Source organism: Streptomyces candidus (assembly GCF_014207445.1).
Classification (GTDB): domain Bacteria; phylum Actinomycetota; class Actinomycetes; order Streptomycetales; family Streptomycetaceae; genus Streptomyces; species Streptomyces candidus.
The window spans coordinates 24,966-49,834 of record NZ_JACHEM010000017.1 but is presented as its reverse complement, the minus strand read 5'-3'; the positions used below and the strand labels follow the sequence as shown (position 1 = coordinate 49,834).

Here is a 24,869-nt window from a genome sequence, read left to right as displayed (position 1 = left end):
AGGGGGCGGCGGCCGTCGACGCCGCCGGCCGGGCAGGGTCAGATGCTGGAGATCCAGCCGGTGATGCCGCTGATCGCGCCGGTGATGTAGGGCCCGGCACCGGAGGAGGCGAGGAGGAAGCCGAAGGCGGCGCAGGCCAGGGCGGGCAGGAGGCGTACGGTTCCGCCCCGGATGAGGACGAAGACGACGATGGCGAGCAGGACGACGACGGAGATCGATACGGCCACGAGTGGTGTGTCCTTCCAGGTGTGGGCAGGGCCCGGCCGGAATACGGCCGGGCCCTGCGGGGTGTGCGGGGTGAGGTCAGACGCCGGAGAGGTTCTTGATGGCTTCCAGTGCTTGGAGGGGCGAGGTGACCGCGTCGCGGCGTGCGGGGGACTTCCCTGGGCGGCGGGGCTTGCCGCCGCCCTTCTTCGGCTTGTCCTCCCCGTCCCAGTCGTCGTCCTCGTCGTCGGGTTCGGGGCCGAATTCCCCGGGCCGAGGCGGCTCGGTCCAGTCGAACCACAGATCCCGCGCCTCAAGTTCGCGGATCTCGTAGTCGGTGAGGGAGGCGACCATGTCGGGGAAGTAGGCGTCGAGGCCGGTCTTGAAGTCCATGAACAGGGTGCGCAGGACCTCGGGGTGCTTGGCTTCGACGATCCACCCGGCGCCGCCGGTGTTGGAGTCGGTGGGCGGCTCGGGCTCGCCGCGCATCACCCGCTCGATGCGGCCCGCCTCGGCAGGGGAGAAAGAGCGGGGGAGCGCATCGGGGGTGTTGTCGGAGGAGATGCCGAGGGCCTTGAACATGTCGGCGATCTTCTTCGGTGCGACCTTCAAGATGACCGGGATGCAGTTCTCGCGCAGGTTCTCGCACAAAAGCTGCGTGAACCCGTCCTGCACATAGATGGACTGGCCGGCGACCTTGAGGCCGATGCCGTACTTGCGGCCCTTGACCGACACCTTTTCGGCGAGGTCCATGATGTCCGCGCCGTAGTCGCCGTGGCGGGCGGCGGAGAGGAACTCATCGAGGTAGGCGGACAGCATCCGGTAGGGGCAGCCCGCCAGTTTGGGGTCCCAGTCGTAGACCCGGCCGTCTTCCCAGACCATCTCGCCGCGGATTTCCATCAGGGCGTCCAGGGTGCGCAGGAGCCGGATCATGTAGAGCGCGCCGACGCCGTAGCGGTCGGTGTATTCGCCCAGCTTGGCGGCCTTCTCGTCCGGGGCTTCCGCGGCCAGCCACACCACGGCGCCGAACAGGGCGTCGGCGGCGACGTGCAGGCCCATCAGCTGGGTCTTGCCGCCGCCGGACGGGGCGACGAACAAGCCGTGGGCCGCGCCCCGGTCGGTGTAGACCCTGTTGCGGGCGGGCTGCCCGTTGCCGAGATAACCGGTCACCCACCGGCCGTCCTTGTCCGGGGTCAGCAGCTCACGTGTGGCGGGGAAGATCTGCGCGAGCGGGCTGGAGTCCCACAGGGAGACCAGGACCTGGTTGCCGTCGACCGTGACGAACAGCCGGCCGTCGTCGTATTTGGTCTTCAGCGCGGCGGCCAGGTTGTCCTGGTTGACGCGCGGCTCGCCCAGTTCGTCGGGGACCTGGGCGATGTAGTGGGTGACCTTGCGGTCGTGGTCGCGGATCTTCTTGATGAACTGCGAGCCGGGCACCGGCCCACGGTCACCGCCGATCCGGTCGGCCCACCACTCGTGGGTGGTGGGCGCCTTGCGGCGGCGCTCGTTCAGATCGGGGGTGACGTGGACTTCCTTCCAGCCCGGTCCTCCTTCACGCCCGTACTGCCGGGGCACGTCCTCGATCCGTACGTCGGTGATGTCGACACCGAACGCGGCGGCGACGGCCTCCTCGGTGAGGCTGGAGATCGGCCGTCCGGCCTCGGAGGCGCGCAGCAGCAGCGACAGGTCGTTGGGCATGCCCGCGTGCGGGGTGGCCATCACCACGATGGTGCGGCCGGGCAAGCCGCGCTCCTCCCACAGCCAGCGGACCTGGCGGGTGAAGTTGTCGGCGCCGTCGTCCGGCTGCGCGAGGGACGGCTTGGGGGCTTCCTGCAGCTGCGGCGCGGGGGCCGGGGTGGCGAGCGCGGGGCGGTGACGGCGGCGGGCGTGCCGGGAGAAGGGCATCACGAACAGGCCGGCGGCCGCCCAGCTCGCGGCGAGAAGGCCGTCCAGGCACCACGGGCCCCAGCCGACCGTGTAGCCGGCGGCGAGGTCTATCGCGGCGGCGGTCACGAGCGGCGACCAGCGCAGGATCTTGCGTCCCGCACCGGGCTCGTTGCTCTTGGCGGCCAGGACCCAGCCGCTTACACCGGCCGCACCGGCCAGTTGCACGACCGTGTTGACGGGGCTGTCGGCGAACAGGTTCGGGGCCGCGGCGAGGACCGGGGCACTCAGGGTGTAGAAGGTGCGCTCCAGGGCGACGCTGCGCGGCACGGACACCGGTTTTCTCCTTCGTGGTGTGGCGATGGGCGGTCCCTTCCGTCGTGGAAGGGGCCGCCCATCAGGGGGAGAGGGCTGGTTCAGCGGACGAAGAAGCCCGGCTTGGGGGTGCGCTCCTTGCGGCTGGAGCGGATGTCGTCCAGGCCCTCGTACAGCCGCGCGTGGGTGCGCCGTGTGTCGTGGGCTTGGCCGGAGACTTCCTGGGCCGTCTCGTGGAGCTTCTTCACCTCGATGGCGGCGCCGCCCAGGGCGACGGACACCTGGTTGGTCATCTCGATGTGCGTGCGGTCGAGTTCGGCGTTGGCGATGTCGACGGCCAGGCCCTCGGAGCGCCGGGCGTTGGTCTCCATGTCGCGCTGCAGAGTCTGGAGTTCGTTGGTGGCCAGGTCCATGGCGCGGCCGAGCGCCTTGAGTTTCTGCTGGACGGCCTTGTAGCGGTTGTCGCCGTCCGTCCGGGCGGCGGCACCGCCGCCGGTGGTGGGTGCGAGGTCGCTCATCAGCGGACCCCTTCCTTCTAGTCGTGGTGGGCGGCGGAGGACGCGGTGGCCAGGCCGGCGTCGTCCATGGCCTTCATGTCCTGGCCGTAGACGCGGCCGACCGCCATGGCGGCGATCCGGGCGGCCTCCGAGGCGATGTCGCACTGGGTGGCGCACCGTTCGGCCACCTGCTTCATGCGGTCCGCGGCGTCGGCCAGGTCGGTGATCTGGTTGACGACCGCGGTGGCGATGTTGTGATCGGCACCCAGGTCGGTGGCCATGTCGCGCAGGGCGTCGGCGACCTTGCCGAGCGCGTCGGCCAGGTCCTGGGCGCGGTCCTTGTCGAGGGCTGCGGCGATCGCGATGTTCACGATCTCCGTCAGGTACTCGCCGAAGGTGATGTCGGTGCGGTGCTTGGCTGCCATCCGGGCCTGGCCCGAGGGCCTGTTGACCTCCGATGCCACGGGGTCCTCCTGTGCAGTGGGTCGGCTGGTGCCGGGACGCTGGGTGTGCGGCTCCGGCGCGCGCGGGAGGCTCGCCGGGCTGCTGACGTGCGCCCCGAAGGGGTCGGACGGGTCGTCGACGACGTCCGCGTCCTCGATGTCGTCCTCAGCCGGTTCGGGCTGCGGGGTCCGGGTCGGGCCGCCGGGGCGCTCCACCGTGACGTCGCCCAAGTCCTCGGGCCGAAGCCTCGAGGACTCCTGCGGCTCGGGCGGGGTGTTGTCCTCGCCGGCCTTCGTAAAGAAATCCTTGACCTTCTCCTTGAAGGAGCGTTTGTCGTCGCTGTCACCGGTGTCCGGCGGGTCCTTGACGTCGTCGGCCTTGGGGTCAGTGCCCGTCCCCGTGCCGTCCTTCGCGTCGGTGTCTGCGGAGGCGCCAGACGGCTTCTCGCCGCCCTTTTTGCCGTCGTCCGGCTTCTTGGTCGCGGAGTCGTCCTTCGTGCCGTCTGAGGGCTCCTCGGGGTCGTCCTTGGTCATCTTCTTGGTCGTGGCCTCGGAGTCCTTGTCGCCGGTGGTGTCCTTGGCGTCACCAGCGTCGTCCTTGGCCTTGCCGTCCTTCGCGGCCTTGTCCTTGTCCGCCGGGCGGCGCTTGTCCCAGCGGCGTTGCGCCTCCTGCCCGACGGCCGCTCCCAGGGTGGTGCGGTCGTCGGCGGCCTTGGCCGCCTCCCGCTTCGTCCGTGCCGCTGCCTTCCGCTCGGCTTTCAGCTTGCGGCGTTCCTCGCGCGCCGCCTGGACGGCGGCGCGGTCCTGGTCGCGGTCCTTGCTCCGGTCGGCGAGGTTGGCGGCCTGGCTCGCGCCGCGCCGCTGCTGGCGTGCCGCCTGGCGGGCGGCGGCACGCTCCTGGCGGCCGCGGGCCCGCTCAGTCCTGGGGCTGGCGGCCGGCGAGTCCTTCGACCTGCCGCCGTCGCCCTTCGAACCGCCCTTGCCGGTCCCGGAACTGCCCGAGCCGTTCTTGCCGCCGGAGCCACCCGAACTGCCCTTGCCCGATCCGGACTTGCCCGACCCGGAGCCTCCAGAGCCGTTCTGACGGCCTTTCGGGCCACCGGACGACTCATTGCCCTTCGAGGTGCCCTTACCGCCGCCAGCGGAGCGATCAGAGCCCTTCCCGACGCCCTTGGGGGAGTTGCCGCCCCCGGAACCGCGACCGGAGCCGCCGGACCCGTTCGTTCCCGACCCCCGGCCCCCGCCGCGGCCGGAGCCGCCGGAGTTGCCCCCGCCGCCGCCCTTCGAGCGGCCGCCCTTGTCGGCGCCCATGCCGGAGCCGGAGGACCGCGCCGCGTCGGCCTTGCCGCGCGCCGCCGCCTTGTCGGACTTCGCTTTCATCTGCGCAGCGTGGAACTGCGCGTTCTGCTCCATCAGCGCGGTTTCCTGAGCGGTGCGGGCTTTCACAAGCGCAGCCTTGCGCGCTATTTCCGCCTCCCGGAACGGCGCTTCACCGGCGTGCCGGTCCCGCGCCACTTCCAAACGAAGCTCCAGCCAGTCACCGAGGCGATCAGCAAGAGAACGAGGCTGCTCGTATTCGCCTTCCTCGTATTCCTCATCCTCGGAATCCGGGGCGTCGGGCATTCCCGTTTCCCGCAATGCCACTTCCGGGGAAATAGGGCCGCGAATGGCAGGAATTTCCCTGGTCGACCCTTCCGGGGAGCCCGGGGGAGCAGCGTCGTCCGCACTGCCGCCGGACGGTTCGGAATAAAAGAGATCCCCGCCATCGGGGGCATCCGGCATTGCGCCGGAATCACTGCCCCGAGTGGGGAGGTTGATGACATTGCTGTCGGTGTCGTCGGACACGCGACCCCTCCTCCTGGGCTTGACAGTCGGCCTTGGCCTCGCGTACACGCGCGCACGCCACGCGCGGCACGCGACACGCGCGGCACGCGTTGGGACCGCCGAAGGGCCGCTCCCGGGGATCGGGAGCGGCCCTTCGTGCGGGGCGCGGGAAGCTAGCCGACGTGGCGGCTGTAGACGTTGTGCAGGGCGAGCGCGGCCTCACGGATGAACTCCGTGTTCCCGCTGCGATATGCCTGGGTGCCTCGGATGTTCACAATCCGGAGCCAGGCGTAGAAGGTGCCGAGGTCTTTGCCGTGCTGCGCAATCAAATCCTGTTTGATTTTGCGCTCGTGTTCCGCACGGTTGAAATCCTTCCGCTCTGCTTTCGTGAGCGGGCGACCTGCACTCACGCCGACTCCCTGCGGTCCAGGTTGTAAATCGACGTGGGACCACCATAGCCCGGATTCGGGCTCTGCGCACCCTGCCGACCCGGGTTTTCCGGGGCGGCCTGGAGCGTCGGGTTGTTCTTAAACGCCTTGAGCTGCGCCTTTTCCTTTCGGTTTTTCTTAACCTCCTTCACTTTTTCGTCGTGGGCGTGGCGCTTATGAGCGCTCTTTTCCAGTCCCGAAGTGACGCTCTTGAGGTTCTTCAGAACATCGTTCAGGGACTTTTCCACCGGGAACGAGCGCAGGTAGGCCTGGCCCCACTTGTCGCCCTCGACGTGCATTCCGCGACAGTGCACGCGGGCCTCACGCTGGAGGATCTCCAGCTTGGTCTGCATGTCCAGCACGACCCGGTGGAAGTCCGCAAGGTAGTGCGCGTAGGCGGCGGGGTTCTGCGCGATCTCGCGCAGCGCCGCGTTCGGGTCGTCGAAGAAGTTGTTTTCGGTGCTCACGGGGTCCTCCGTGGGGGTCGGATCTGCTGTACTCGGGGGGCTGTGGACTGCTTCCGGCAGTCGCAGCGAGGGCCAGCCCGCTTCCTTCGGGCTGGCCCTCACTGGTGTGTGCCGGACGTGGATCACGCCAGGTGCTTGTCCGCGTCCTCGGGGCGCAGCAGGCCGGCCTTGGAGAGCAGGCGTACCGCGCGGTTGTTGTTGACGGAGAGCTGGTTGCGGACCTGGTAGAGCGTCACGAACCCGTCCTCAGTACGGGGGAGGTTCTGTACGAGCGGCAGGAGTTCCTCATCCGTGCGTACAGGCGTACCGGGACGCTCCGAACCCGCCGTACTGCCCATTCCGGTTGCGGGCGAGGACGCGGCGTCCGTACCTGTACGGGCTCCCGGAACGCTCTCGCCGCCGGGCTGTGTACGGACGCTGATGGCGCCGGGGCGTCCCTGGACGGCCGCACTGGCCGTACCGGTACGCCCCGCAGTCGCCGTACCTGTACGCGCCGCTCCTTCGGGGGTGGTGTGTACGCCGCCTGTACGGTCGCTGTACGCCCTGGTCACCGCTGCTTCGGCCCCGCCGTCGTGCGGCGGGTGCGAGGCGGGGCGTACAGGGCCCGTACCGTCCCATTCAGAGCCCGTGCCGTCCGGCCGAACCGGGTTGTGCCCGGCGTACAGGTCGTGGCTCGCGCCTTCTGTACGGGTGGACGATCCGGTGTCCGTTCCGTCGGTACGCCGGTGCGTACCTGTACGGGCGGGCATTCCGTTTCCTTCGTCCGTACCTGTACGGCCGACCGCAGCATCCGCGCCGTGGCCGTCCGTACTGTCGTCGTGCATGAGGGTGTGGACGCGCCAGATGACGGCCACGAAGATCAGCACGACGAACGTGGTCAGCTGCCACGGTGCCGACTGGCCGTCCTTCACGAGGTGGGCCTGCTCCGCCACGTGGTAGGTGACGTTCGCCGACGCCATCAGCAGCAGCGCGTAGGGGATGTCCTTCTTGGCGCGGAACGCGGTGACGCAGTAGACGTCGATGCTGACCGGCAGCAGCGGGGCGACGTACTGGTTGATGCCGACCATGCGGGCCAGTTCGTACTCGCCGGAGGCGGCGAGCCCGACGCCGGCGGCGAGCGCGATCCACGGGGCGGCCTTCCACGCCTTGCGGCTGATGTTCTGCTGCCAGCCGTTCCAGCGGGAGGCCGACTTCTTCGCCTCGCGGGCCTCATCGAGCAGCCGGCGGGCACGGGCCTCATCGGCCTTGGCCCGCTCGGTGACGGCCTTCGCCTTGCGCTCCGCCTCGGTGGTGATGCGGCTCGCTTCCTTCTGAGCTGTCTCCCGCAGCTGCACCGCGACGGTCTTGGCTTCCTCCCGCAGCCGCTCGCGCTGCTTGTCGCATGCCGCCTTGAGGCCGGCGAGTTCCTTGTCGAGGATGGCCCGCTTGGATGCCGCCTCGCGGTCGAACTCCTCACCGAGCTGGCGCAGTTCCTCCCGCAGGTCGGCGCGAGCGGTCTCCGCCTCACGGTGCGCGGCGGCGACGGCCAGGTCGGCTTTGCGGCGCCGGTCGTCAGCGGCCTTGACCGCGTCCGCGTACAGCGCCTCCGCCTCCGCGCGGCGGCCGTCGTACTGTTCGGCCGCCGTCGCCGCGAGCTGGGCGAACCGCTCACGGGCCTGGTCGACCTCCCGCTGTGCCGCGGCGACCAGTTCGTCGGCCTGCTCCTGGGCGCGGGCCAGGATCTGGCCCGCGTCGGTGCGGCGCTGGTCGACCAAGGCACTGATCTCAGCGAGATCGGCCTCCGCCATGCGGCGCAGCTCGGCAACGGCCGTGGCCGTGGCCGCGCGGTCGGTGGCGGCCAGCTCGGTGAGGTCGGTGACCTGCGCGCGGGCCTCCGACACCAGGGTGTTGGCGCGCTCGCGGGCCTGCGCCAGGAGCTGGTCGGCCTCGCCGCGCGCCGCCTCCAGGGCACTCTTGGCGGCCTCGCGCTGGGCGACGGCCTCCTGGTCGGCGTAGGCGGTGATGCCCTCGGCGTGGGTCTGCGCCTCGGACATCAGCACGGTGACCTGCTCGTGCGTGTCGGCGACGGTGCGCGCGGCCACACTCTCGGCTTCCGCCTGAAGGGCGGCGGCCTGCTCGCGCGCGGTGTCGATGACGTCGGCGGCCCGGTCCCGGGCGTCCGCGACGCGGGCCATCGCCTCGAGGTCGACGACCTCCGCCTCCGTCTCCGTCGTCACGGCCGGGGAGGCGTCGATGGAGGGGGAGGCGGTGGGCTGCGGAGCCGCGGACGGACGGGATGCCGTCGGCTTCTTTCGGGCGGTGGGCCTCTTGCGGGTTCGTGTGGCGGCCACGCCGCCTCCTTCCGGGTCGGGTGCCGCCCGGCGGGGGCGGCGGTGGGTGGATCGGTCAGGCGTGCGGGGCGGGCAACGTGCTATTGCCGCGCGCGAGGTGATGACGCAGCCAGGCAACGGCGGCCGGGGTCATCGCGCCGATGTCCGTCTCGTTCAGCGGCGCGGTGTCGATGTCACGCATCGCGTCGGCCGCCGGGAGCGGCCGCATGTAGTTGGGGTCGACCCCGGCGCGGTAGCTGAGGCTTCCCAGCTCGGTCAGGTCGTAGAGGACCTTCCTGGTGTCGACGTGCTGCCAGGAACGTTCCACCCGGCCCACGGAGGTGTGGTCCGGTTTGCCGAGCCAGAACCGTTCGACGTTGCGGAACAGGACGATGTCGCCCTTGATGTAGCGGATCTGCGGCTGGACGGCCTGCGTCTGTGGCTGCTGTGGCACGGGCTCTCCTCGTATCGCGTGCGCCGGCGTGGGGTTGGCGGTCCGGGCTGTCCGGCTCCCCGTCACCGCCCGACCCGACCGCCAGGGAGTTGGCGGGCGGTGCGGGCGGATCAGGCAGCCGTCAGACCGCAGCGAGGGGCCGGTGCGGGGCGATGATCTGGCCGTTGGGGAGCAGCTCGCCGGTGTCCTCGAAGATCAGGACGGCGTTGCACAGCAGGCTCCAGCCTTGCTCCGGGTACGCGGCCACGACGTGCGCGGCCTCGCGGTCCGGGCTCTCTGCGGAGGGGCACGGCGGGTTGTGGGTGCACAGCGACGTCGGCAGCCGGGTGATGCCGGTAGCGGTCGTCGCGGTGTCGAGCTGGTGGCTGCGTTCCATGGGGCTCTCCTGCGGGGAGGAAGGCGGGCCCGGGAGTGTTCCGGGCTGGAGATATACGAGAGGGCCGGCGGCCCGCCGTGCGGACAGCCGTTGTGCTGCGGTGCTGCGGGGCGGGCCGGAAGTTGCCCGACGCTCCCGTCAGGCGGTGCGCTCGCGGGCCGTGCGGCGCCTCATCCGGTGGCGGTCGTCCTCGTCGAGGCCGCCCCACACGCCGTGCTCCTGGCCGCTCTCCAGCGCCCACTGCAGGCAGCGCTCCAGGACCGGGCAAGCACGACAGACAGCCTTGGCTTCCTCGATCTGCAGCAGGGCCGGGCCGGTGTTGCCGATCGGGAAGAACAGCTCGGGGTCTTCGTCCTTGCAGGCGGAGGCGGCCCGCCAGTTGGTGTTGACCGGCAGGTCGGCGGAGGGCGCGTAGACCGCGTTTACGATGGAGTGGTTCATCAGGGCCTCCCAGAAGGTCCGTGCAAGAAGCAGCCCCGGGGGTGCATCCCCGGGGCTGTTCGCGTGTGTGCGGCCGGACGGCCGGAGCGTGGGTGAGCTCCCGACGCTCTCCGTCGGCCCCGCCCATGGAGGCGCGGAGACGACGGGCAATGACGGGGTATTCAGCGGCGGTTGCTCTCCGACCGTCGGTTCTGTTCCGCGTTCTTCTTCGACAAGTCCTCGCGCTGCGCGTCGGTCAGGCTGGCGACCGGGTTCATCGGACCGCTCCCATCTGCGCGAGGGTGCGGCGGGCGAGGCGGCTGGCCTTCGCGGCGCGGGAGTCGCCGTCGGCCACCAGGTGACGGACCAGCTGGTGGAAGGAGTCGGTCTCGTCCCGCTCCGGGCCGCGCTGGTTGTCGTCGTCCTCCATGTCCTTGAAGAGGCCGTTCGTCGGGGCGGGGATGGTGCGTGGCATGCTGGGCATCAGGTCCTCCGATTCAGGTCCTGGACAGTCCGAGGGCTGCAATCCCAAGGGCTGTCGAGATCGCTCCCCATTTGGGGAGTGACTGCTTGTACGAGCAGCCACGGCCCTGTCCGCCCCCTACTGCGGGGCGGACAGGGCCGTGGTCGTTCGTCCGTCTCGGTGTGCGGGTCAGGCGGCCGACGTCGCGGGGGCCTTCCGGCCGTACTGCCTGCCCAGTTCGGCCTGGCGCCGGTCGTGCGCTGGCACGTCCTGCGGCAGCATCGGAAGGTCGGGGCCGCGGAACTCGGAGAGCGCATCCGACTCCCGCTTGCGGCACTGGTTGTTTGCCGTCTCGACAGCCTCGCCCCCGTGCTTGGCCCACTGCTCACCGCGCGCCGCCCGCTGCTGAGCGCGCTTCCGTGCGGTACGCGCGTCCTGGCGGGCCAAAAGCTCATTGGCCTCACGGTGGTTGGGTGTCTTCATGACCACCTGCGCGAAGCGGCGCGCCAGGCGCTCGCCGTCCGTGCAGTGCTGGCCCTTCATGCAGTCCCTACATCCCTTGCGGTGAGCGAGGTAGGACTGGCGCGCCGAATCCAGCGTGATCTCCCCTACGATCCGGGAGACCGGAGCAGGCGGAGGCGGGAGGGGCTTGAAGAACTGCTGGGCAGCGCGCCGGTTGTCTTGCGGCATCGCCTCGCGCAGCAGGCGGTCTTGCTTAACCTGCCAGCGCCGCACGTCGATGTCGATGACCACGACTTGGTCCGTGCCCGGGCAGAGGGTGCGCTTGCCGCCCTCCGCGACCTTGTCGGAGATGCCGTGCTCGCGAATCTTGAGGATCTTCTCTCCCATGATGCGACGCCAGGTGCGGCAGTCGGGGCAGGCGATCGACTTCACTTCGGCCGGACGGACGTTGTAGTCCTCCGGGGCCATGGTGCTGAGCAGGAGCGGCGCACGGCGGTTGGTGTTCTTGGACCGGTTACGGCCGGGGCGAATGCGGGGCATCGGATCCTCCTGACGTGGGTGTGGGTGCTGCCTTCTCTGCCGCGCCAGGCCGGCCTTTCGGCTGGTGGTCCTGGCGGACAGACAGCGCAGCAGCGCCGTCGGGGTGAATCAGGTGGAGCTATTCGGTACAGGGGCCTGGCCGGGGGAGCTCGGCTCACCCCACTGCCCCGCCTCCGAAGAGACGGTGCTTCCTGCTGTTTTGCGGTAGCGCTAGTGCGTAACCCCTACTCAACGGAGCGTTAGGGCTATCGCTATCGCCTAGTAGAGACCACGGCAGCGGGTTACGTCAATACCGATAGCTCTATTTGTGTCGACCGGTTGTGCTCGCGCGTGGCTGACTGATAGAGCTAGCCCTAGAATCAGTTCCCCCACAGCACTCCGAAAGGTGACGCCGATGCCCGTCTCGTATCGCGACATCGCCGCTGACCTGCGAAAGCAGATCAGCGAGGGGCGATACATGCCGGGCGACAAGCTCCCGATGCTCACGGAGCTCCAGGCGCAGTACGGCGCGGGCTACCAAACGGTGCGGAGCGCCATCGCCCTCTTGGAGCAAGAGGGCCTCGTGGTGGCGGTCCGCCGCAGAGGCACGATCGTCCGCGAGCGCCCAGAGAAGAAGCGGATCACTCGTTCGCGCCAGGTATTCCGGGATGAGATCGGCTACTACTTCGATCCAACGGCGCAGCCCTGGACGGCGCTGGAACCTCCGACCGTGCGCTGGGGCATCGTTCCAGTCGACCTCGCGGCGCTGATGAGGCTCAGCGCCGGGGCCGAAGTCCTGGTTCGCGACCGCGTGATGGGCGACCCGGAATCTCGGAAACCGAAGCAGCTGGCGACCAGCTACCTGCCGGCGGATCTCGCCCGTGGCACCCAGCTCGCCGAAGCTGACACAGGCCCCGGCGGGATCTACGACCGCCTGGAGGAGATGGGCCACCGCCCCTTGCGCTGGAGCGAGGGGGTATCGGCTCGTATGCCTTCCCCCGAGGAAGCCGAAGCGCTGAACTTGCCCGCTGACGTCGGTGTTCCCCTGCTGCGCGTCGTGCGCCTGACGATGGCCCCAAGCGGTGAGGTTCTCGAACTCAACGACACCCGAATGAGTGCTGAGGAATTTGAGATCGGCTACAGCATCCGACGGCATTCCAGCGCGCGCCTCTCGGATGTGGACGACGACGAAGACGAACACTGAGCACCACCTCCCTGACCGGAATCGACTGTGTGCAGTTCGGTTCTAAGCCCGGGGGAGCTGCTAGTTCCAGATCTGACATGTGGCCGGGCGAACTGGCCACATCAGCCACAGGATTGGGGCGGGATGGCGCAGAAACCAAGGGAGTTGACGCCCTGGGTGTCCCCTTTACACAACTGGGGCTACCAGTTGCGCGAGCTGCGAAATTCGCGGGGTCTCAGCCTCCGCGAGCTCTCGAAGCGGACGCGCATCGACCACGCTCACCTGGGGCGGTTCGAACGAGCGGAGCGCATGGCCGACCGCGTCCAGGCAGCTCTCCTGGACAGTGCCTTGGACGCCAGCGAGATGCTGCTCCGCCTCTGGGAACGAATCGGTGACGAGCGTGGCCATGTGGCCAATCCGCCCGTTCATGTGGCCAGATCATCGGTGGGCCTGGCGTTGGCCGTGCCAGACCAGGCAGCGTCGGACGGTGAGGGGATCTCGGTCCCATGTCGTCTACGTGATGGGTCGGTGGGCTGGGTGGCTCTGAATCGGCGTGCGCTGCTCCGCAGTGGAGTGGGGATCGGAGCAGCAAGTGCCATCGGCCTGAGTTCGTCTGCCGTCGCGGACTCGGGTGCCGTGCCGGGGCTCGTACGCAAAGCGCGGGGCGCTTCGGCGTACGGATCGACGCCGGTGGAGCACCTACGCCGCACCCGGCGTCTACTGATCGACAACGACAACCTTCTCGGCCCCTGGCACGCGGTCAGCGCGACTCGCGACCACATCCAGGTCATCCAGGAGTTGCGGCGCGACGCAAAGGGCATCGACCGGCGCGACTTGATGGAACTCCAGACGCAGTACGGCGAGTTCCTGTCCTGGCTCTACCAGGACCTGGGCGACCCGAAGGCGGCGTCGTACTGGCTGGACCGGGCGATGCAGTGGTCGCAAACGGTTGGGGACCAGGATCTGACCACGTACGTGATGGCCCGCAAGGCCCAGCTGGCCGGTGATGTCGCGGACCTGGTCGACGTGGTCGACCTCGCCGAAGCCGCCCACAGCATGGCACGCCCGCGCAGCCGCCTCGCCGCCGTCGCACGCACCTACGAGGCGTACGGCCACGCCCTGCGCGGTGACGCTGGCGAAAGCGAGCGAGCGAGCGACGACGTCCGCAACGCCCTCGATGGCCTGGCCTCCGACCCCACGCCGTGGGGTGTGTGGCTGAACGCCTCATACGTGGAGGTCCACCGCGCCCAGGGCCTGGAGGCTCTCGGTAAACACAACGAAGCCGCCGACGCGTTCGGCGCCGCGATCCGGCTCATGCCCGACGGCTACCACCGCGACCGCGGCGTCTATATGGCGCGGCAGGCCGTGGCGCTGGCCGGTGCCCACGCCCCGGAGAAGGCGGCCGCGATCGGCATGTACGCGCTGACCGTCGCGGAGGACACCGGGTCCGGCCGGATCACGAACGAGCTCGCCCGGCTCGATAAGGCCCTGATCCCCTGGCAGCGCGAACCGGCCGTGTCCGAGTTCCGTGCCAACTTCGACTCCACCCTCGCCCACGAGACAGAAACGGAAGTCTGAGCATGACTGCCCGCCCGTACGTTCTGCTGTCCGCCGCCATGTCGGTCGACGGCTACCTGGACGACACCCGCCCCGAGCGGCTGCTGCTCTCCAACGCTGACGACTTCGACCGCGTGGACGAGGTGCGCGCCTCCTGCGACGCGATCCTGATCGGCGCGACGACCATGCGGAAGGATAACCCGAGGCTGCTGGTCAACTCGGAGGAGCGCCGCGCGAAACGGATCGCGGAGGGCCGGTCGGAGTACCCGCTGAAGGTGACGGTGACCGCCTCCGGCGATCTCGACGCGGACCTGAAGTTCTGGCACTTCGGAGGCCAGAAGCTCGTCTTCACGGTCGACTCTGCCGTAGGCAAGGTTAAGGCGAGCCTCGGGGACCTGGCGGACGTGGTCAGCGTCGGCTCCAAGCTCAACTGGTGCCTGGTCCTCGACGAGCTGGGTCGCCGTGGAGTCGGTCGGCTCATGGTGGAGGGCGGGGGCACGATCCACACCCAGCTCATGGCGCAGAACCTGGCCGACGAGGTCCACCTTGCCGTCGCGCCGCTGCTGGTGGGCCAAGCCGACGCACCAAAGTTCCTGGGCAACGCCGACTACCCGGGCGGGTCGACCGCCCGGATGCAGCTGCTGGAGGCCCGCGCGATCGGCGACGTCGTGCTCCTCCGCTACGCACCGAAGGAGCGCGGCTGATGTACGCACCTGACCGAGATCAGGACGTGCGCTGGATACAGCGTGCGATCGACCTTGCCGCGCTGTGCCCTCCGGCTGCCGGCGCCTACTCGGTCGGGGCGGTCATCGTCGGCGAGGACGGCACCGAGCTGGCGTCTGGCTACTCCCGTGCGACCGGCCCCCGTGAGCACGCGGAGGAAGTCGCCCTGGCCCAACTCCCGCAGGATGATCCGCGCCTCGCGGGGGCGACGATCTACAGCACGCTGGAGCCTTGCTCCCAGCGCAGCGCTTCCCGTACGCCGTGCGCGCAGCGAGTCCTTGAGGCTGGCATCCCGCGCGTAGTCATCGCCTGGCGCGAGCCGAGCCTGTTCGTCGACTGCGTCGGCTACGAGCAGCTGGTGGAGGCCGGAGTGACCGTGGTGGAGCTGCCCGAGCTGGCTGCGGCCGCGAAGGCGCCCAACTCCCACCTACCGGGCTTGGGCGAGGAAGGATCGCGTTGAACGCATCAACGCGCGCGACAGCAGCGGACCCCGACGCAGATCAAAATGGTGTATGTTTCGCAGATCAATCGATCATGGGAGCTTGCGCTATGTCCGACCCGGACCGCTTGAAGCGGGTCGACGCCCTGCTGGAGAGCTTGGACGACGTCCTGCCCCCGCCGCGGGTGCGCGCCCAGCTGCGCCTCGCCGCGAACCTCACCCAGCAGGAGATCGCGGACGCGGTGGGCGTGAGGCGCCTTTCCGTAGTGAATTGGGAGCTAGGGAAGAGCAACCCCCGGCGCCCGCAGCGACAGGCGTACATCCACCTGCTCAACCAGCTCGCAAAGCGCTACCCCGAGGCCGCTGTACTGGATTTGGGCAGCGCGACGCCGTCCTCCGAGGGGGGATCGGGATGACCTAAGGCCATCGGCCGCGCGCGCCAAGAAGCGGACTAACCACCCGCTGGCCTCGCGCGGCCCGTCTCCGACCGGGCTCACCCGAGTCGGTCGCTCAGTTCCGGCTGCAACCGGTCCCGAGCTGCGGCTCATCAAGCCGCTCAACATCACACGGCCCCTCATCAGGGCCTCCGCACCACCGGCCACTAACCGCGGCCACCACAGCCAGATCAGTACCGACTCGCTTCACCGCGTGGCCCCCACCACAGGGGCTTCGCACGTCACGAGAACCGGGAGGGGAGAGAAATCTCCCCCCGCCCGATCGGTGTCCGCCCTCTTCTCACGAAGGGGGCAGGTCCGCACATCCGCACATCTGGTTCGTCTGACCTCGAGAGGCTCAGGCCGTTCCAGCTATATGGAGGCAGGTACTCGTCATAGTGCCCGATTGTGTGTCCCCTGAAAAGCGGGAGCATGTCCGTTTCGGACAGGTTCGCCGTGTTCGCACTTCCCGTGTGACGGGATCGCTGTCCACTTCATCACCTTGCTCCTGCTTTCAACAGGAAGTGAGTCTTCCGGTAGGAAGCTACGAGAGCAGGGCTTTCGGGGCGGTCTCGCCGGTCCCTGTCGTGATGTCGAACGCCCCGTTCGTGCACCCCTTCGCAAAGGTCGTCGACACCTCCGTCGACGGCACTGTCCGCCGGGGGCGTTTCCCGTGGGGTGGGACGGTTTTCGAGATTCTTGCCCGCCGTGCGGGAGCGCCGGGGGTGATCCGGGCTCAGCAGGTTCTGTCCACAGGTCGCCAGATGCAGGGTCGGCAGATGGAAGACGAGACGCAGTTTCTGACCACTCCAAACGAGGGTGTCCGCTTCGGCACGTGCACCAGCCCCACGACACAAACGACGTTGGACTGCTCCGCCACTCCGGTCGGGACGGCGGCTACGGCTCTCGGATCACTCGGTAGCGCCTTCCAGCGGGTTGTCCGCTTTCTTGTCCACGAACGTCCAGTGGTCGTTGGTGCCGAATCCGGGTGGGACGGTCATCCACAGGGAGCCGTCGTCCGAGATCAGGAGGATTCCTCGCGCGTGGAGGGTGTGCAGGTGCTCGCGGGCTTCTTCTGGAGGGATGCCCATGGTCTGAGCGAGATCGGTCGCGAGGTCTGTACGAACGACGATCTGATCGAGTTGACGCGCGGCCATTACTGGAACGCGCGGACCGTAGGTCTTTCGGTATTCCAGAATGAAACGCATGCCGAGCGCTACGTCGGAGTCCGGCCCGAAGTCACGCTTGACCCTGTTCATCGCTTCATCGTCCGTGCCTTGCGGGGTGTCCCACTCGCGGTAGTAGGTGCCCGGGGGTTTGAGGTCGTAGAGGTACTTCGGGCGGGCGCGTTCGGCTACGGCGGCGCGACGCGCGGCCTCGCGGGCGCGGCGGGCGGCGGGCTTCTTCTTGGCTGCCATGTCCCGTACAACGAGGTGTTCAACGGCAGGTTCCCGTTCGCTGCGGTGTGCTGCGTAGACAGGGGTGCCTCCCTGTGATGACGAGAGCGGCGCTCGCCGCAAGGCAGCCGCGCCCTTCCGATGACACCGCGGGGCGCACAGCAGTCCTTCCTCGGCAACGGGCCGCGTTGCGGTCGGTGCCGGACTCCGGGAAGCCGGTCGACGGCGACCTGGACGACCCGCTTCGTCTCGGTCGCGCAATGAGGCTGCGGCTGCGCAACGCGGTCCAGGCGCTGCTGGCTGACCCGTCGATCGCCGGACAGTCGGATGTGGCGAGGCTCGCAGCGGTGGTCTTGTACGCGAAGTCGCGGGCGCCCAAGGGCGACCGGAACGACAACCTGACGTCGATCTGGGTTGCGGAGCTCGGCCGGTGGATGGGTGTCGGGGAGTCCACGGTGCACCGCCGGGGGCTGGCCCCGTTGCGCGCGTCTGACGGCGTGCACACCGAGGAGGTCCGGGACGCGCAGGGCTATCCGACGGGGCTGAGGTGCCTGGTGATGCCGTTGTGGCGGGCCCGCACGCACGGCGGGGCCGGGCATCCGCTGGCGCTGACGAAGGCGGAGCTGGCAACGCTGCTGCGCCTCATCGAGGCGCTGTTCGGGCACGGCTGGACGCCTGAGGGCAAGGAGCCGACGCCGCCGGGCCTGCTGGCCGGCCGTAGAGGCAAGGGGGCCGCGACCGACCGGCTCGGGCTGCTGCTGATGGTGCTGAACACAAGGGCGTCGGGCTGGCTGCAGCTGTGCGGCGGCTCGGTGAAGAAGCGCGAGGGCCGCGGGGCGGCCACGCTGGCCGGGCTGCTGGGCTGCTCGCCCTCGGGCGCCCGAAAGGTCCTGGCACGGCTGACGGAGGCCGGTGTCGTGGCGCGGCAGCGCCGGACGACGTCGACGCATATGAACGGCCGGACCCGGGTCATGGTTTTCCCGGTGGCTCGCGCGTACGGCCGCACGCTGGCCTCTGTGGAGGCTGTTCAGGGCCCTGAGAGCGTACTTTCGGCGCGTCCCGATGGTGCAGGCGGAGATCATGCTCCGGCCGGTACGGCCACTGCCCTTGGTACGACTGGGCTCGGTGGTGCTGAGGGCGCTAAGGATGCGGCGGATCAGGAGCGTCCCGATGGTGCAGAGCTCCACGCAGACCACGCTTCTGGGGTTACTGCCGTAGTTCCTCAGCAGCTAGATTGTGGCTTTTCCGGCGAAGGCCGTGGGGGGACCGGTGGTCTGCCGGACCGCGCGTGCGTGCGCGAGGACCAGGCCGTCGACGGCGATGCCGCCGCTGACGTGAGCGGGTCGCCGGTGGCGGAGGGCGGCCCGCTGCGCGGGGAAAAGCCGCAGGAGTCCCCGGTCGATGAGGAGCTGGGGCAGCGCGCTGCTGTGGCCGGTGCCGGTGGCCGACCGAAGGCCGTGGGTGGTGGAAAGGCGCAGCAGCAGCGGAGGGTGGGCCTCCCGGCCGGACGTGATCTGCGGGTGGCTCTGGGGCCGGTCTCGGGGCTGTGGGAGCAGCTGTCCGGCTGGCAGCAGGACCAGGTCGAAGCAGCGACGGAGGCGGAGCTGTCCCGGCTGGCGGGCCTGCTGAACCATCCGGAGATGGCTCCGCAGCTGCTGGCCGGCCGGCTCACGGTCCGGCTTCAGCAGACCGGCGGCGAGGCCTTGGTCAACAAGCCGTACGGGTGGCTGATCGGGCGTGGTCTGGTGCAGCGCCAGGCGTGCTCGGACCGGCGGTGCGATGACGGGATCCGGCTGGACACCGGCGGCGACTGCGAGAACTGCGGCAACGTGCTCCACGTCCGGCGTGCCCGCCGCGCCCGGCTTGCTGCGGCCGTCGACCGGGAGCTGCCCGGCCTGGGTGACGGTGAGCGTCGGCGCGTCCTCGAGGAGCGGATGCGGGAGCAGGCGGCCATCGAGGCGGAGAGCTTCGTGTGGCGCCGTGAGCAGGCCCGCGCGGAGCAGGCCCGGCGGGAAGCGGCCCGTGCTGCTGACCAGGAGCGGGCGGAGCGCGAAGCGGCGGCCGCGGCTGCTGCCGATGCGGTGCGCCAGGCCCTGGCGTGCGAGGACTGCGGGCAGGACCGGTCGGCCGGGCTGTGCGAGGCGTGCGGCTACCGGCGTCGGACCGAGGCCCTGATCGTGGAGGCTGGGCTGGTCGCGGCCACCTGGTCCGCCGACCTGACCGACCCGGGCGACGTCGCCGCCGTCACCGCCGACGTGCGGGAGGTGATGGAGCGCCAGATCGCTGCTGTCCGCGCCGACTACCTGCGCGCCATGGACCCGGCCGACCAGGGCGGCGACCCGGCGGGTACCGCGTCTGTCCTCGCGTTCGGGGCTCTCCACACCGCTGAGCAGGCCCTTGCGGAGTACCAGCGCAACGCCCTGGCGATGCTGGGGCAGGCCGAGGAAGCCGAAGCCGAGGCGAAGCGGGCGTACCGGACCGAGCAGAACCGGCGCTGGTTCCAGCACAACCCGCACGGCGCGGATGCCCTCGCGGCGGCGACGAAGGCCGCCGACACCGCCCGGGAACGCGCTGTCGAGCACCTGCTGGCCACGCGCCTGAAGCAAATGCGCGAGCAGGCGGCCCGCACCGAGACGGCCGTGTCCGCGCCGTGGACGGACCGGCTGCCCGAGCTCGCCACCCGCCAGTTGGGCGGCGACACGGCAAGGGCGGTGATCGCATGACCACCGAGACGGAGCTGAGCGGCGTCGACCTCGCGCGCCAGGCCCTGCTCGCCGCCCGAGAAGCGGCGAAGAAGAACGGCGTTTCCGCCAGGAAGCCGAAGCGGCGCACCACCACCGTCGTACGGCGCGACGGGCGCGAGCCCCTGGAACTGGGCAGCACGATCGGCCGCATGATGACCGAGCGCGGCATGGTCGCCCCGGCCGCCGGCGGAAGCGTCCTCGCCGACTTCGCCACCATCCTCGCCGCAGCCGTACCCCAGCTCGCCGGGCGCGTTCAGGCCACGGCGTTCGACGCAGACACCGGCCGCCTAAACGTCGTCCCCGACGCCCCAGCAGTCGGCACGCAGCTGCGCTGGAACGCGCCGAAGCTGGTCGCGGCGGCCAACAAGCGGGTACCGAACGCGAACGTCCGCGCCCTGCACGTCCTGGCACCCGCGCCCATGAAGGCCAGCCCCGACGTACCGGTCGCCAACCCGGCGCCGCAACTGACCGCGCCGGTCGTACCGATAGAGCGCCCGACGCCGCCGGATGGGTATCAACGCGCGATCGAGGCCCACCGCCAGGCAGTACGGCCGCCCCTGGCGGACCCGGACATCGCGAAGGCGGTGGAGCGGCAGACTGCCGCGATGCGGGAGCTGTCGCGCCGGGCATTCCCCGAGGTCGACGTCGTCGCGCACGATGCGCCAGCCCCGATCGACCAGACCTGCATCCAGCGGCGCCGCCAGGCCGCGGCGACCGAGGCCGCCGCTCTACGCCGTGCCCGAGCCGAGCGGTCTCGCAGTGCTCCAGCGCCGGACGTTGCGGCACTTCAGCAACAGACCTCAGCAGTGAGGTGACGTGAACACCCTCCGACGGTTCGGACACGTCACTACCGTGATCGAGCAACTACTTGGGAGGAACCTTGAATACGCGCCCTGCGTTTCCTGGACTGGATCTGCTGACCGTTGACGAAGCGGAGGCTCTGCGCGACTTGGTCTGTGCCTGCGCGGACCTGCAGCACGAACTCAGGAGCGCAAATACTCAGGGACACCGAGTGGACCAACTGCTTGGCAACGCCCAGCGGTACGGAGACGGAAGTTCCTTCACCGGCCACGCTGACGCACTGCTGGAACTCGGGACGGCCACCGTCGACTACCTGAACGCTGTCGAGAATCTGGCCTGGCGCCACATCAGCGCGTGCGTCGTGCTCGCGACCGCGCTCCTGGAGAGGCTGGCCCGCGGCACTCCAGGGTTCTCGCTGGACGATCTGCGGCAGCTGACCGCAGAGCCGACCTTGAGCGACCTGTGCGCAGCACTGTCCATGCCGGGAGCAGTTCTCCTTCCTGGCAGCAGTGACGGGCTGGTCCGCCAGTTCGATCGAGACCGGGAGAAAATGCTTGCCGATGCGCAGTTCCTCGGTGGAGCAAGCCCCAAGGGCGCCCTCGACTGGCGCGTCACCGAAGAGCTGGAGGCCGCCTCCTTCGGCGACATGGAGCCCTGGTTCGCGTGGGCGGACCAGCTGGTGTCCCTGGAAATCGTCGTACGCGCCCGCAGCGACCGCCGACGGTAAATCTGCTCGTTCCTCTGGAACGGCGGAACCGGACGATGCGGGAACTCCGTCGCCGCGCGTTCCCGAGCCGCCGGTGATGTCGGACGAGGCGGCGGCCTCGATCGACCGGCCCCGCGCGCAGCGTGCCAACCGGAGACAGGAGGGGGCGGGGTGAGCCGCACAGGACAGACTCGACTGGAAAGGTCAGATCTAGGAGGGCGCGACGGTGGAAGAGCAGACTCCCTACGGGCAGGACCTCGCACGGATCGCCCTGCGCAACGCCGTCCAGGGTGCCCGGCGCAACCGCGGCCGGGCAGGCACCCGCCGATCCCGCCCGCGGCCCCGGCCCGGTGGAGCACAGCCCGTGCCGATGAAGGTGACGGTCGCCGAAGTCGCAGATCACTTCGACTGGCCCGTTCCCGTGGAGACCACCCTGGTCAACCAGTGGGATGCACTCGCCGGGAATCTCGCCGTGGGCCTGATCGCGGTCCGGTTCGATCCCGGCTCCGGCGTGCTGAGCCTGCGCGGTGAGTCTCCCGTGTGGGCGGCGACGGGACGTTTCCGGTCCCAGCAGATCATGCGCACCGTGAACGACGCTCTGGGCCAGCAGGTAGTACGCGAGCTCGCCTTCCTCCCGCCCGTGCCCGCGCGGCCGCAGGCCCCATCGCTGCCGCAGGCGTTCCGGCACCCCAAGCCGCATGCGCAGACCGGTGAACAGCTGGTCTTCGCCGCCCGGCGGCGGCAAGCCGCGCAAGCCCCCCGCGAACCCGAGGACCTGTTCACCGCCGGCGACGACCGGCTGTCGGCGACCCCGGGCGAACTGGTGCGCGCACGTGCCATGGCCCGAGCTCGCGCCCAGCGCGGCGCCCCGTCCTGATCCGGCCCACCGGTGCGCCCCCGGTCGTTACGCTGACCTGCGGTGCACACGGAGGCACACCGGCCCCCGTGCTGACGTGTGGAGGAGCTCCGTGGGCGAGGACAACGTTCAGGCGGGGCAGCCCCCTCACGACCTGGCAGCGGAGAAGACCGTGCTGCGCGCGATGCTGCGCTCGGCCGACGCCATCTCCGACATCGTCGAAGTCCTCGTGGGCGACGACTTCTACCGCCCCGTGCACGAGCTGATCTACAACACCGTCCTGGCGCTCTACGCCCGCGGCGAGACGGCGGATGCCGTCACGGTCGGCGCCGAACTCGCCAAGCACGACCAGCTGACGAAGGCCGGCGGCAGCATTTATCTGCACACCCTGGCCTACGCTCCCGTCGGCACTGGCACGTGGGAAAGGGCCGCAGATACGGTCCAGGCCATGGCCGTGCTGCGCCGCCTGCAGGTGGCCACCGCCCACATCGACAACCTCACCGCCGGCGCGACCGTCGACAGTGTGGACGAGGTCATCAACACCGCCCAGGCTGAGATCCTCGCCGCCACCAGCCGCAGCCGGTCCTTCATCCCGCCAGCACACCCGCTGACCGAGATTCTGGAAGGTGCCCTGGACGAAATCGAGACCCTCGGCAGCAACCCCGGCCAGACGGTCGGCATCCCCACCGGCTTCGAGGATTTGGACGCGCTCACCGGCGGCCTCTACCCCGGCCAGCTGGTCGTCCTCGCCGGCCGCACCGCCATGGGCACCTCCACTCTCGCCCTGGACCTGCTGCGCTGCGCGGCCATCAAGCACAACCTGCCCGCGGCGCTGTTCGCCCTGGAATCCCGCCGCATCGACATCACCATGCGCCTGCTGGCCGCAGAAGCCCGCGTCCCGCTGCACCACATGCGCTCCGGCTCCATGAGCGACCAGGACTGGATCCGCCTGTCCAGGCGCATGCCCGAAGTCGCCGAAGCGCCGCTCTACCTGCAAGACGACCCCTGCGCCAGCTTCACCGAGCTCCGCGCACGCTGCCGACGCCTGCACGGCCTGCACGGCCTGCAGCTCATCACCGTCGACGACGTCCAGCAGCTCCACTACGGCACCCGCCCCCTCGGCTCCCGCTACGAAGAGGTCTCCGAAATTGCCCGCGGCCTCAAGCACCTGGCCAAGGAACTGGAGATCCCCGTCATCGCCGTCTCCACCCTCAACCGCAGCCCCGAACAGCGCATCGACAAGCTGCCCCAGATCAACGACCTCCGCGACTCCGGCGCCCTGGAGGACAACGCCGACCTCGTCATCCTCCTGCACCGTGAGGATGCCTACGAGAAGGACTCACCCCGCGCCGGTGAAGCCGACCTCCTCGTGGCCAAACACCGCTACGGCCCGACAGCGAAACTCACCGTCGCCCATCAAGCGATGTACGGGCGTTTCATCGACATGGCACGCGCCTAGACCCGGGCCATGTGGGATCTCAAATTCCGTGTCGGAATCTCACGGTCGGTGTCGGATGGAAGTCGGATCCGACACCATGCTGAGATTCGCAGGTCGCAGTAGGCAAGAGAGAGCGCGGTCAGTGGGTTGCTGCTTTTCTACGCTGGTACCCACGTTTACTCGTTGGGGGACTCCGTTGCCAGCGGGATGCCGCACTGCAGGCAGCCGTTCGCGTGGTCGTCCCGGCAGACGTAGCCGATGGCACCATCCACGCACCATTCGGCGGCCTCCTCGGACAGCAGGTCGGGCCCGGCATGGAGCAGCCGACGAAGGTCCGTGGTGTCCGCAATGTCGACCGGGCGGTTGGTGAACCACTCGTCGAACCAAGGCTTGTCTCGGTGCACGTGCCAGTGCGCATTCTCCCGGTCGTCGACAGCCGTAGTGAACCGATCGACGACGCGTCCCCAACTCGGTGTTCCGAACCAGCCGTTGTCGGACGCGCAGAAGAATTCGATCAGGGTTCGCAAGCCGAACGTCTTCTCGCGAAGGCAGTACGCTCGCCCCCAAGCGATCGCGTCCTGTGCCATCTCCGCGAGTTCTTCGCGCGGATCAGCCTCGTGCGCCGGGTCGTCAGGATTGTGGCAGGCCAGCCCGAGCTCGAGAACAGACTGCCCCGTCGGTAGAACCCGGGACGGGTTGACGATCGCGAGACCGAGACCGATCCAGTCGACATGGTCGAACGACAGCATCGAGCGCACGAGTCGGGTGGTTGCCGTGTTGATCCGCATCATTGTGCCGTCGTGGAGCGGACTCTTCCCGGCATGCCAGTTCTCGACGGGTGTGTTGCGCCACACGGCGAGCGTGATGCGGGTGGCAGCGAGCCACAGCAGGGCGTCGTCGTCGAGGTGCCCGAACCGCTTGGCGCACTCCTGGGCGCCGTAGGTGATCAACTCTTCCGGTTTCGGCCACCTGTGGCTGTCGGGCCCTTCAGGCGCGTACTCGTAGTCGTCGGCGTACTCGTCGAGGATCGCGCTCAACTCGGCAGCGCTGTAAGCCTCGCTGTACTCGGAGCTGTCCGGCTCCTCGACGGTGTACATGTCGTGGTCCCAGGAGACGTACACGTCGCGCCAGAGCACTACGTCATCGCACTCTCCGGCTTTGTCCGTCACAACCGGCCTGATGGTGATCGGGGCAGTACGCCCGTCGGTTCGCTCGCCGTCCTTCTCGGCGGCCCATGCGGTGATGACCCCGAGCGGCTTCGGAAGGAGAGGACCGACCTCGGTGATGCTGAACGGCTCGTCGCCGTCATCGGTGTCGAACCGGCTGTTGACGAACGCGACCGCCTCGGAGGGCGTGCTGACGATGGACTGGCTACCACTTTCGTTGTCAACCACTCGCCACAACGGGCTGTTCTTCACGATGCTCTCCGATCGCGGTGAGTGCACCCGGGGCGGGTGCGATGCGCCGGGTCGCTCGGCACTGATTCCAATTATGGGCTGATCAACCCATCCGTAGTCCCGAAGACG

At 69.4% G+C, this 24,869-nt stretch carries 24 protein-coding genes; 10 read left to right on the top strand and 14 right to left on the bottom strand.

What is annotated here, in order from left to right:
- Positions 1-38: 38 nt before the first annotated feature.
- The 12 genes from HNQ79_RS27500 to HNQ79_RS27445 form a co-directional block, all read right to left on the bottom strand.
- Positions 39-227 carry a hypothetical protein gene (locus HNQ79_RS27500; RefSeq protein ID WP_185035573.1) on the bottom strand — a complete coding sequence of 63 codons (189 nt, stop codon included), beginning with the start codon at positions 225-227 and terminating at the stop codon, positions 39-41.
- A 76-nt stretch (positions 228-303) separates the two neighbouring features.
- On the bottom strand, positions 304-2,424 hold the full coding sequence (locus tag HNQ79_RS27495; RefSeq protein ID WP_185035572.1) for a chromosome segregation protein ParM: 2,121 nt from the start codon (positions 2,422-2,424) through the stop codon (positions 304-306).
- Positions 2,425-2,504: 80 nt separating this feature from the next.
- Entirely contained in the window at positions 2,505-2,921 is a 417-nt protein-coding gene (locus tag HNQ79_RS27490) for a conjugal transfer protein TraB (protein WP_185035571.1), read from the bottom strand.
- 17 nt (positions 2,922-2,938) lie between these two features.
- Complete coding sequence (locus HNQ79_RS27485; RefSeq protein WP_260421818.1) at positions 2,939-4,756, bottom strand: ATP/GTP-binding protein; 1,818 nt, start codon at positions 4,754-4,756, stop codon at positions 2,939-2,941.
- 584 nt (positions 4,757-5,340) lie between these two features.
- On the bottom strand, positions 5,341-5,577 hold the full coding sequence (locus HNQ79_RS27480; RefSeq protein WP_185035570.1) for a hypothetical protein: 237 nt from the start codon (positions 5,575-5,577) through the stop codon (positions 5,341-5,343).
- Positions 5,574-6,062 carry a hypothetical protein gene (locus HNQ79_RS27475; RefSeq protein WP_185035569.1) on the bottom strand — a complete coding sequence of 163 codons (489 nt, stop codon included), beginning with the start codon at positions 6,060-6,062 and terminating at the stop codon, positions 5,574-5,576. The genes HNQ79_RS27480 and HNQ79_RS27475 overlap by 4 nt, the downstream gene beginning before the upstream one ends.
- Positions 6,063-6,184: 122 nt before the next feature.
- Complete coding sequence (locus tag HNQ79_RS27470; RefSeq protein WP_185035568.1) at positions 6,185-8,392, bottom strand: coiled-coil domain-containing protein; 2,208 nt, start codon at positions 8,390-8,392, stop codon at positions 6,185-6,187.
- Between the two features lie 55 nt (positions 8,393-8,447).
- Positions 8,448-8,825, bottom strand: a complete 378-nt coding sequence (locus HNQ79_RS27465; protein ID WP_185035567.1) for a hypothetical protein — start codon at positions 8,823-8,825, stop codon at positions 8,448-8,450.
- A 121-nt stretch (positions 8,826-8,946) separates the two neighbouring features.
- Positions 8,947-9,135: a DUF5999 family protein gene (locus HNQ79_RS27460; RefSeq protein ID WP_308437371.1), complete on the bottom strand. Its 189-nt coding sequence runs from the start codon at positions 9,133-9,135 to the stop codon at positions 8,947-8,949.
- A 204-nt stretch (positions 9,136-9,339) separates the two neighbouring features.
- The gene (locus tag HNQ79_RS27455; RefSeq protein ID WP_185035565.1) at positions 9,340-9,642 is read right to left on the bottom strand and encodes a WhiB family transcriptional regulator; all 303 of its coding nucleotides are present in this window, start codon (positions 9,640-9,642) and stop codon (positions 9,340-9,342) included.
- A 253-nt stretch (positions 9,643-9,895) separates the two neighbouring features.
- On the bottom strand, positions 9,896-10,105 hold the full coding sequence (locus HNQ79_RS27450) for a hypothetical protein (RefSeq protein WP_185035633.1): 210 nt from the start codon (positions 10,103-10,105) through the stop codon (positions 9,896-9,898).
- 168 nt (positions 10,106-10,273) lie between these two features.
- The gene (locus tag HNQ79_RS27445) at positions 10,274-11,086 is read right to left on the bottom strand and encodes a hypothetical protein (protein WP_185035564.1); all 813 of its coding nucleotides are present in this window, start codon (positions 11,084-11,086) and stop codon (positions 10,274-10,276) included.
- Between the two features lie 394 nt (positions 11,087-11,480).
- On the opposite strand from HNQ79_RS27445, the gene HNQ79_RS27440 reads away from it, so the two are divergent.
- The 5 genes from HNQ79_RS27440 (at position 11,481) to HNQ79_RS27420 (ending at position 15,383) form a co-directional block, all read left to right on the top strand.
- Positions 11,481-12,269 carry a GntR family transcriptional regulator gene (locus HNQ79_RS27440; protein ID WP_185035563.1) on the top strand — a complete coding sequence of 263 codons (789 nt, stop codon included), beginning with the start codon at positions 11,481-11,483 and terminating at the stop codon, positions 12,267-12,269.
- Positions 12,270-12,392: 123 nt separating this feature from the next.
- The gene (locus tag HNQ79_RS35015) at positions 12,393-13,826 is read left to right on the top strand and encodes a helix-turn-helix domain-containing protein (protein ID WP_185035562.1); all 1,434 of its coding nucleotides are present in this window, start codon (positions 12,393-12,395) and stop codon (positions 13,824-13,826) included.
- 2 nt (positions 13,827-13,828) lie between these two features.
- Positions 13,829-14,509 (top strand): RibD family protein, encoded by a 681-nt coding sequence (locus HNQ79_RS34610; protein WP_185035561.1) that lies wholly within the window; start codon positions 13,829-13,831, stop codon positions 14,507-14,509.
- Complete coding sequence (locus HNQ79_RS34605) at positions 14,509-14,988, top strand: deaminase (RefSeq protein ID WP_185035560.1); 480 nt, start codon at positions 14,509-14,511, stop codon at positions 14,986-14,988. Before HNQ79_RS34610 ends, HNQ79_RS34605 begins: the two co-directional genes overlap by 1 nt.
- Positions 14,989-15,062: 74 nt before the next feature.
- Positions 15,063-15,383 carry a helix-turn-helix transcriptional regulator gene (locus tag HNQ79_RS27420; protein WP_229923743.1) on the top strand — a complete coding sequence of 107 codons (321 nt, stop codon included), beginning with the start codon at positions 15,063-15,065 and terminating at the stop codon, positions 15,381-15,383.
- Positions 15,384-16,312: 929 nt separating this feature from the next.
- On the opposite strand, the gene HNQ79_RS27415 is transcribed toward HNQ79_RS27420, so the two are convergent.
- Positions 16,313-16,819, bottom strand: coding sequence for a hypothetical protein (locus tag HNQ79_RS27415; protein ID WP_185035559.1), 507 nt, complete (start codon positions 16,817-16,819; stop codon positions 16,313-16,315).
- Between the two features lie 239 nt (positions 16,820-17,058).
- Between HNQ79_RS27415 and HNQ79_RS27410 the strand changes: the two genes are divergently transcribed.
- The 5 genes from HNQ79_RS27410 to dnaB all read left to right on the top strand — a co-directional run bounded on the left by HNQ79_RS27410 (position 17,059) and on the right by dnaB (position 23,364).
- Entirely contained in the window at positions 17,059-19,521 is a 2,463-nt protein-coding gene (locus HNQ79_RS27410; protein WP_185035558.1) for a hypothetical protein, read from the top strand.
- Positions 19,518-20,357, top strand: a complete 840-nt coding sequence (locus tag HNQ79_RS27405) for a DciA family protein (protein ID WP_185035557.1) — start codon at positions 19,518-19,520, stop codon at positions 20,355-20,357. Before HNQ79_RS27410 ends, HNQ79_RS27405 begins: the two co-directional genes overlap by 4 nt.
- A gap of 197 nt (positions 20,358-20,554) precedes the next feature.
- A complete protein-coding gene (locus HNQ79_RS27400; RefSeq protein ID WP_185035556.1) occupies positions 20,555-21,070 on the top strand; it encodes a hypothetical protein in 516 nt (171 codons plus the stop codon).
- Positions 21,071-21,275: 205 nt separating this feature from the next.
- A complete protein-coding gene (locus HNQ79_RS27395; RefSeq protein ID WP_185035555.1) occupies positions 21,276-21,926 on the top strand; it encodes a DciA family protein in 651 nt (216 codons plus the stop codon).
- A 91-nt stretch (positions 21,927-22,017) separates the two neighbouring features.
- Positions 22,018-23,364, top strand: coding sequence for a replicative DNA helicase (gene dnaB, locus HNQ79_RS27390; protein ID WP_185035554.1), 1,347 nt, complete (start codon positions 22,018-22,020; stop codon positions 23,362-23,364).
- Between the two features lie 155 nt (positions 23,365-23,519).
- Here dnaB and HNQ79_RS27385 read toward each other — a convergent pair whose 3' ends face one another.
- A complete protein-coding gene (locus HNQ79_RS27385) occupies positions 23,520-24,761 on the bottom strand; it encodes a hypothetical protein (RefSeq protein WP_229923742.1) in 1,242 nt (413 codons plus the stop codon).
- Positions 24,762-24,869 lie beyond the last annotated feature (108 nt).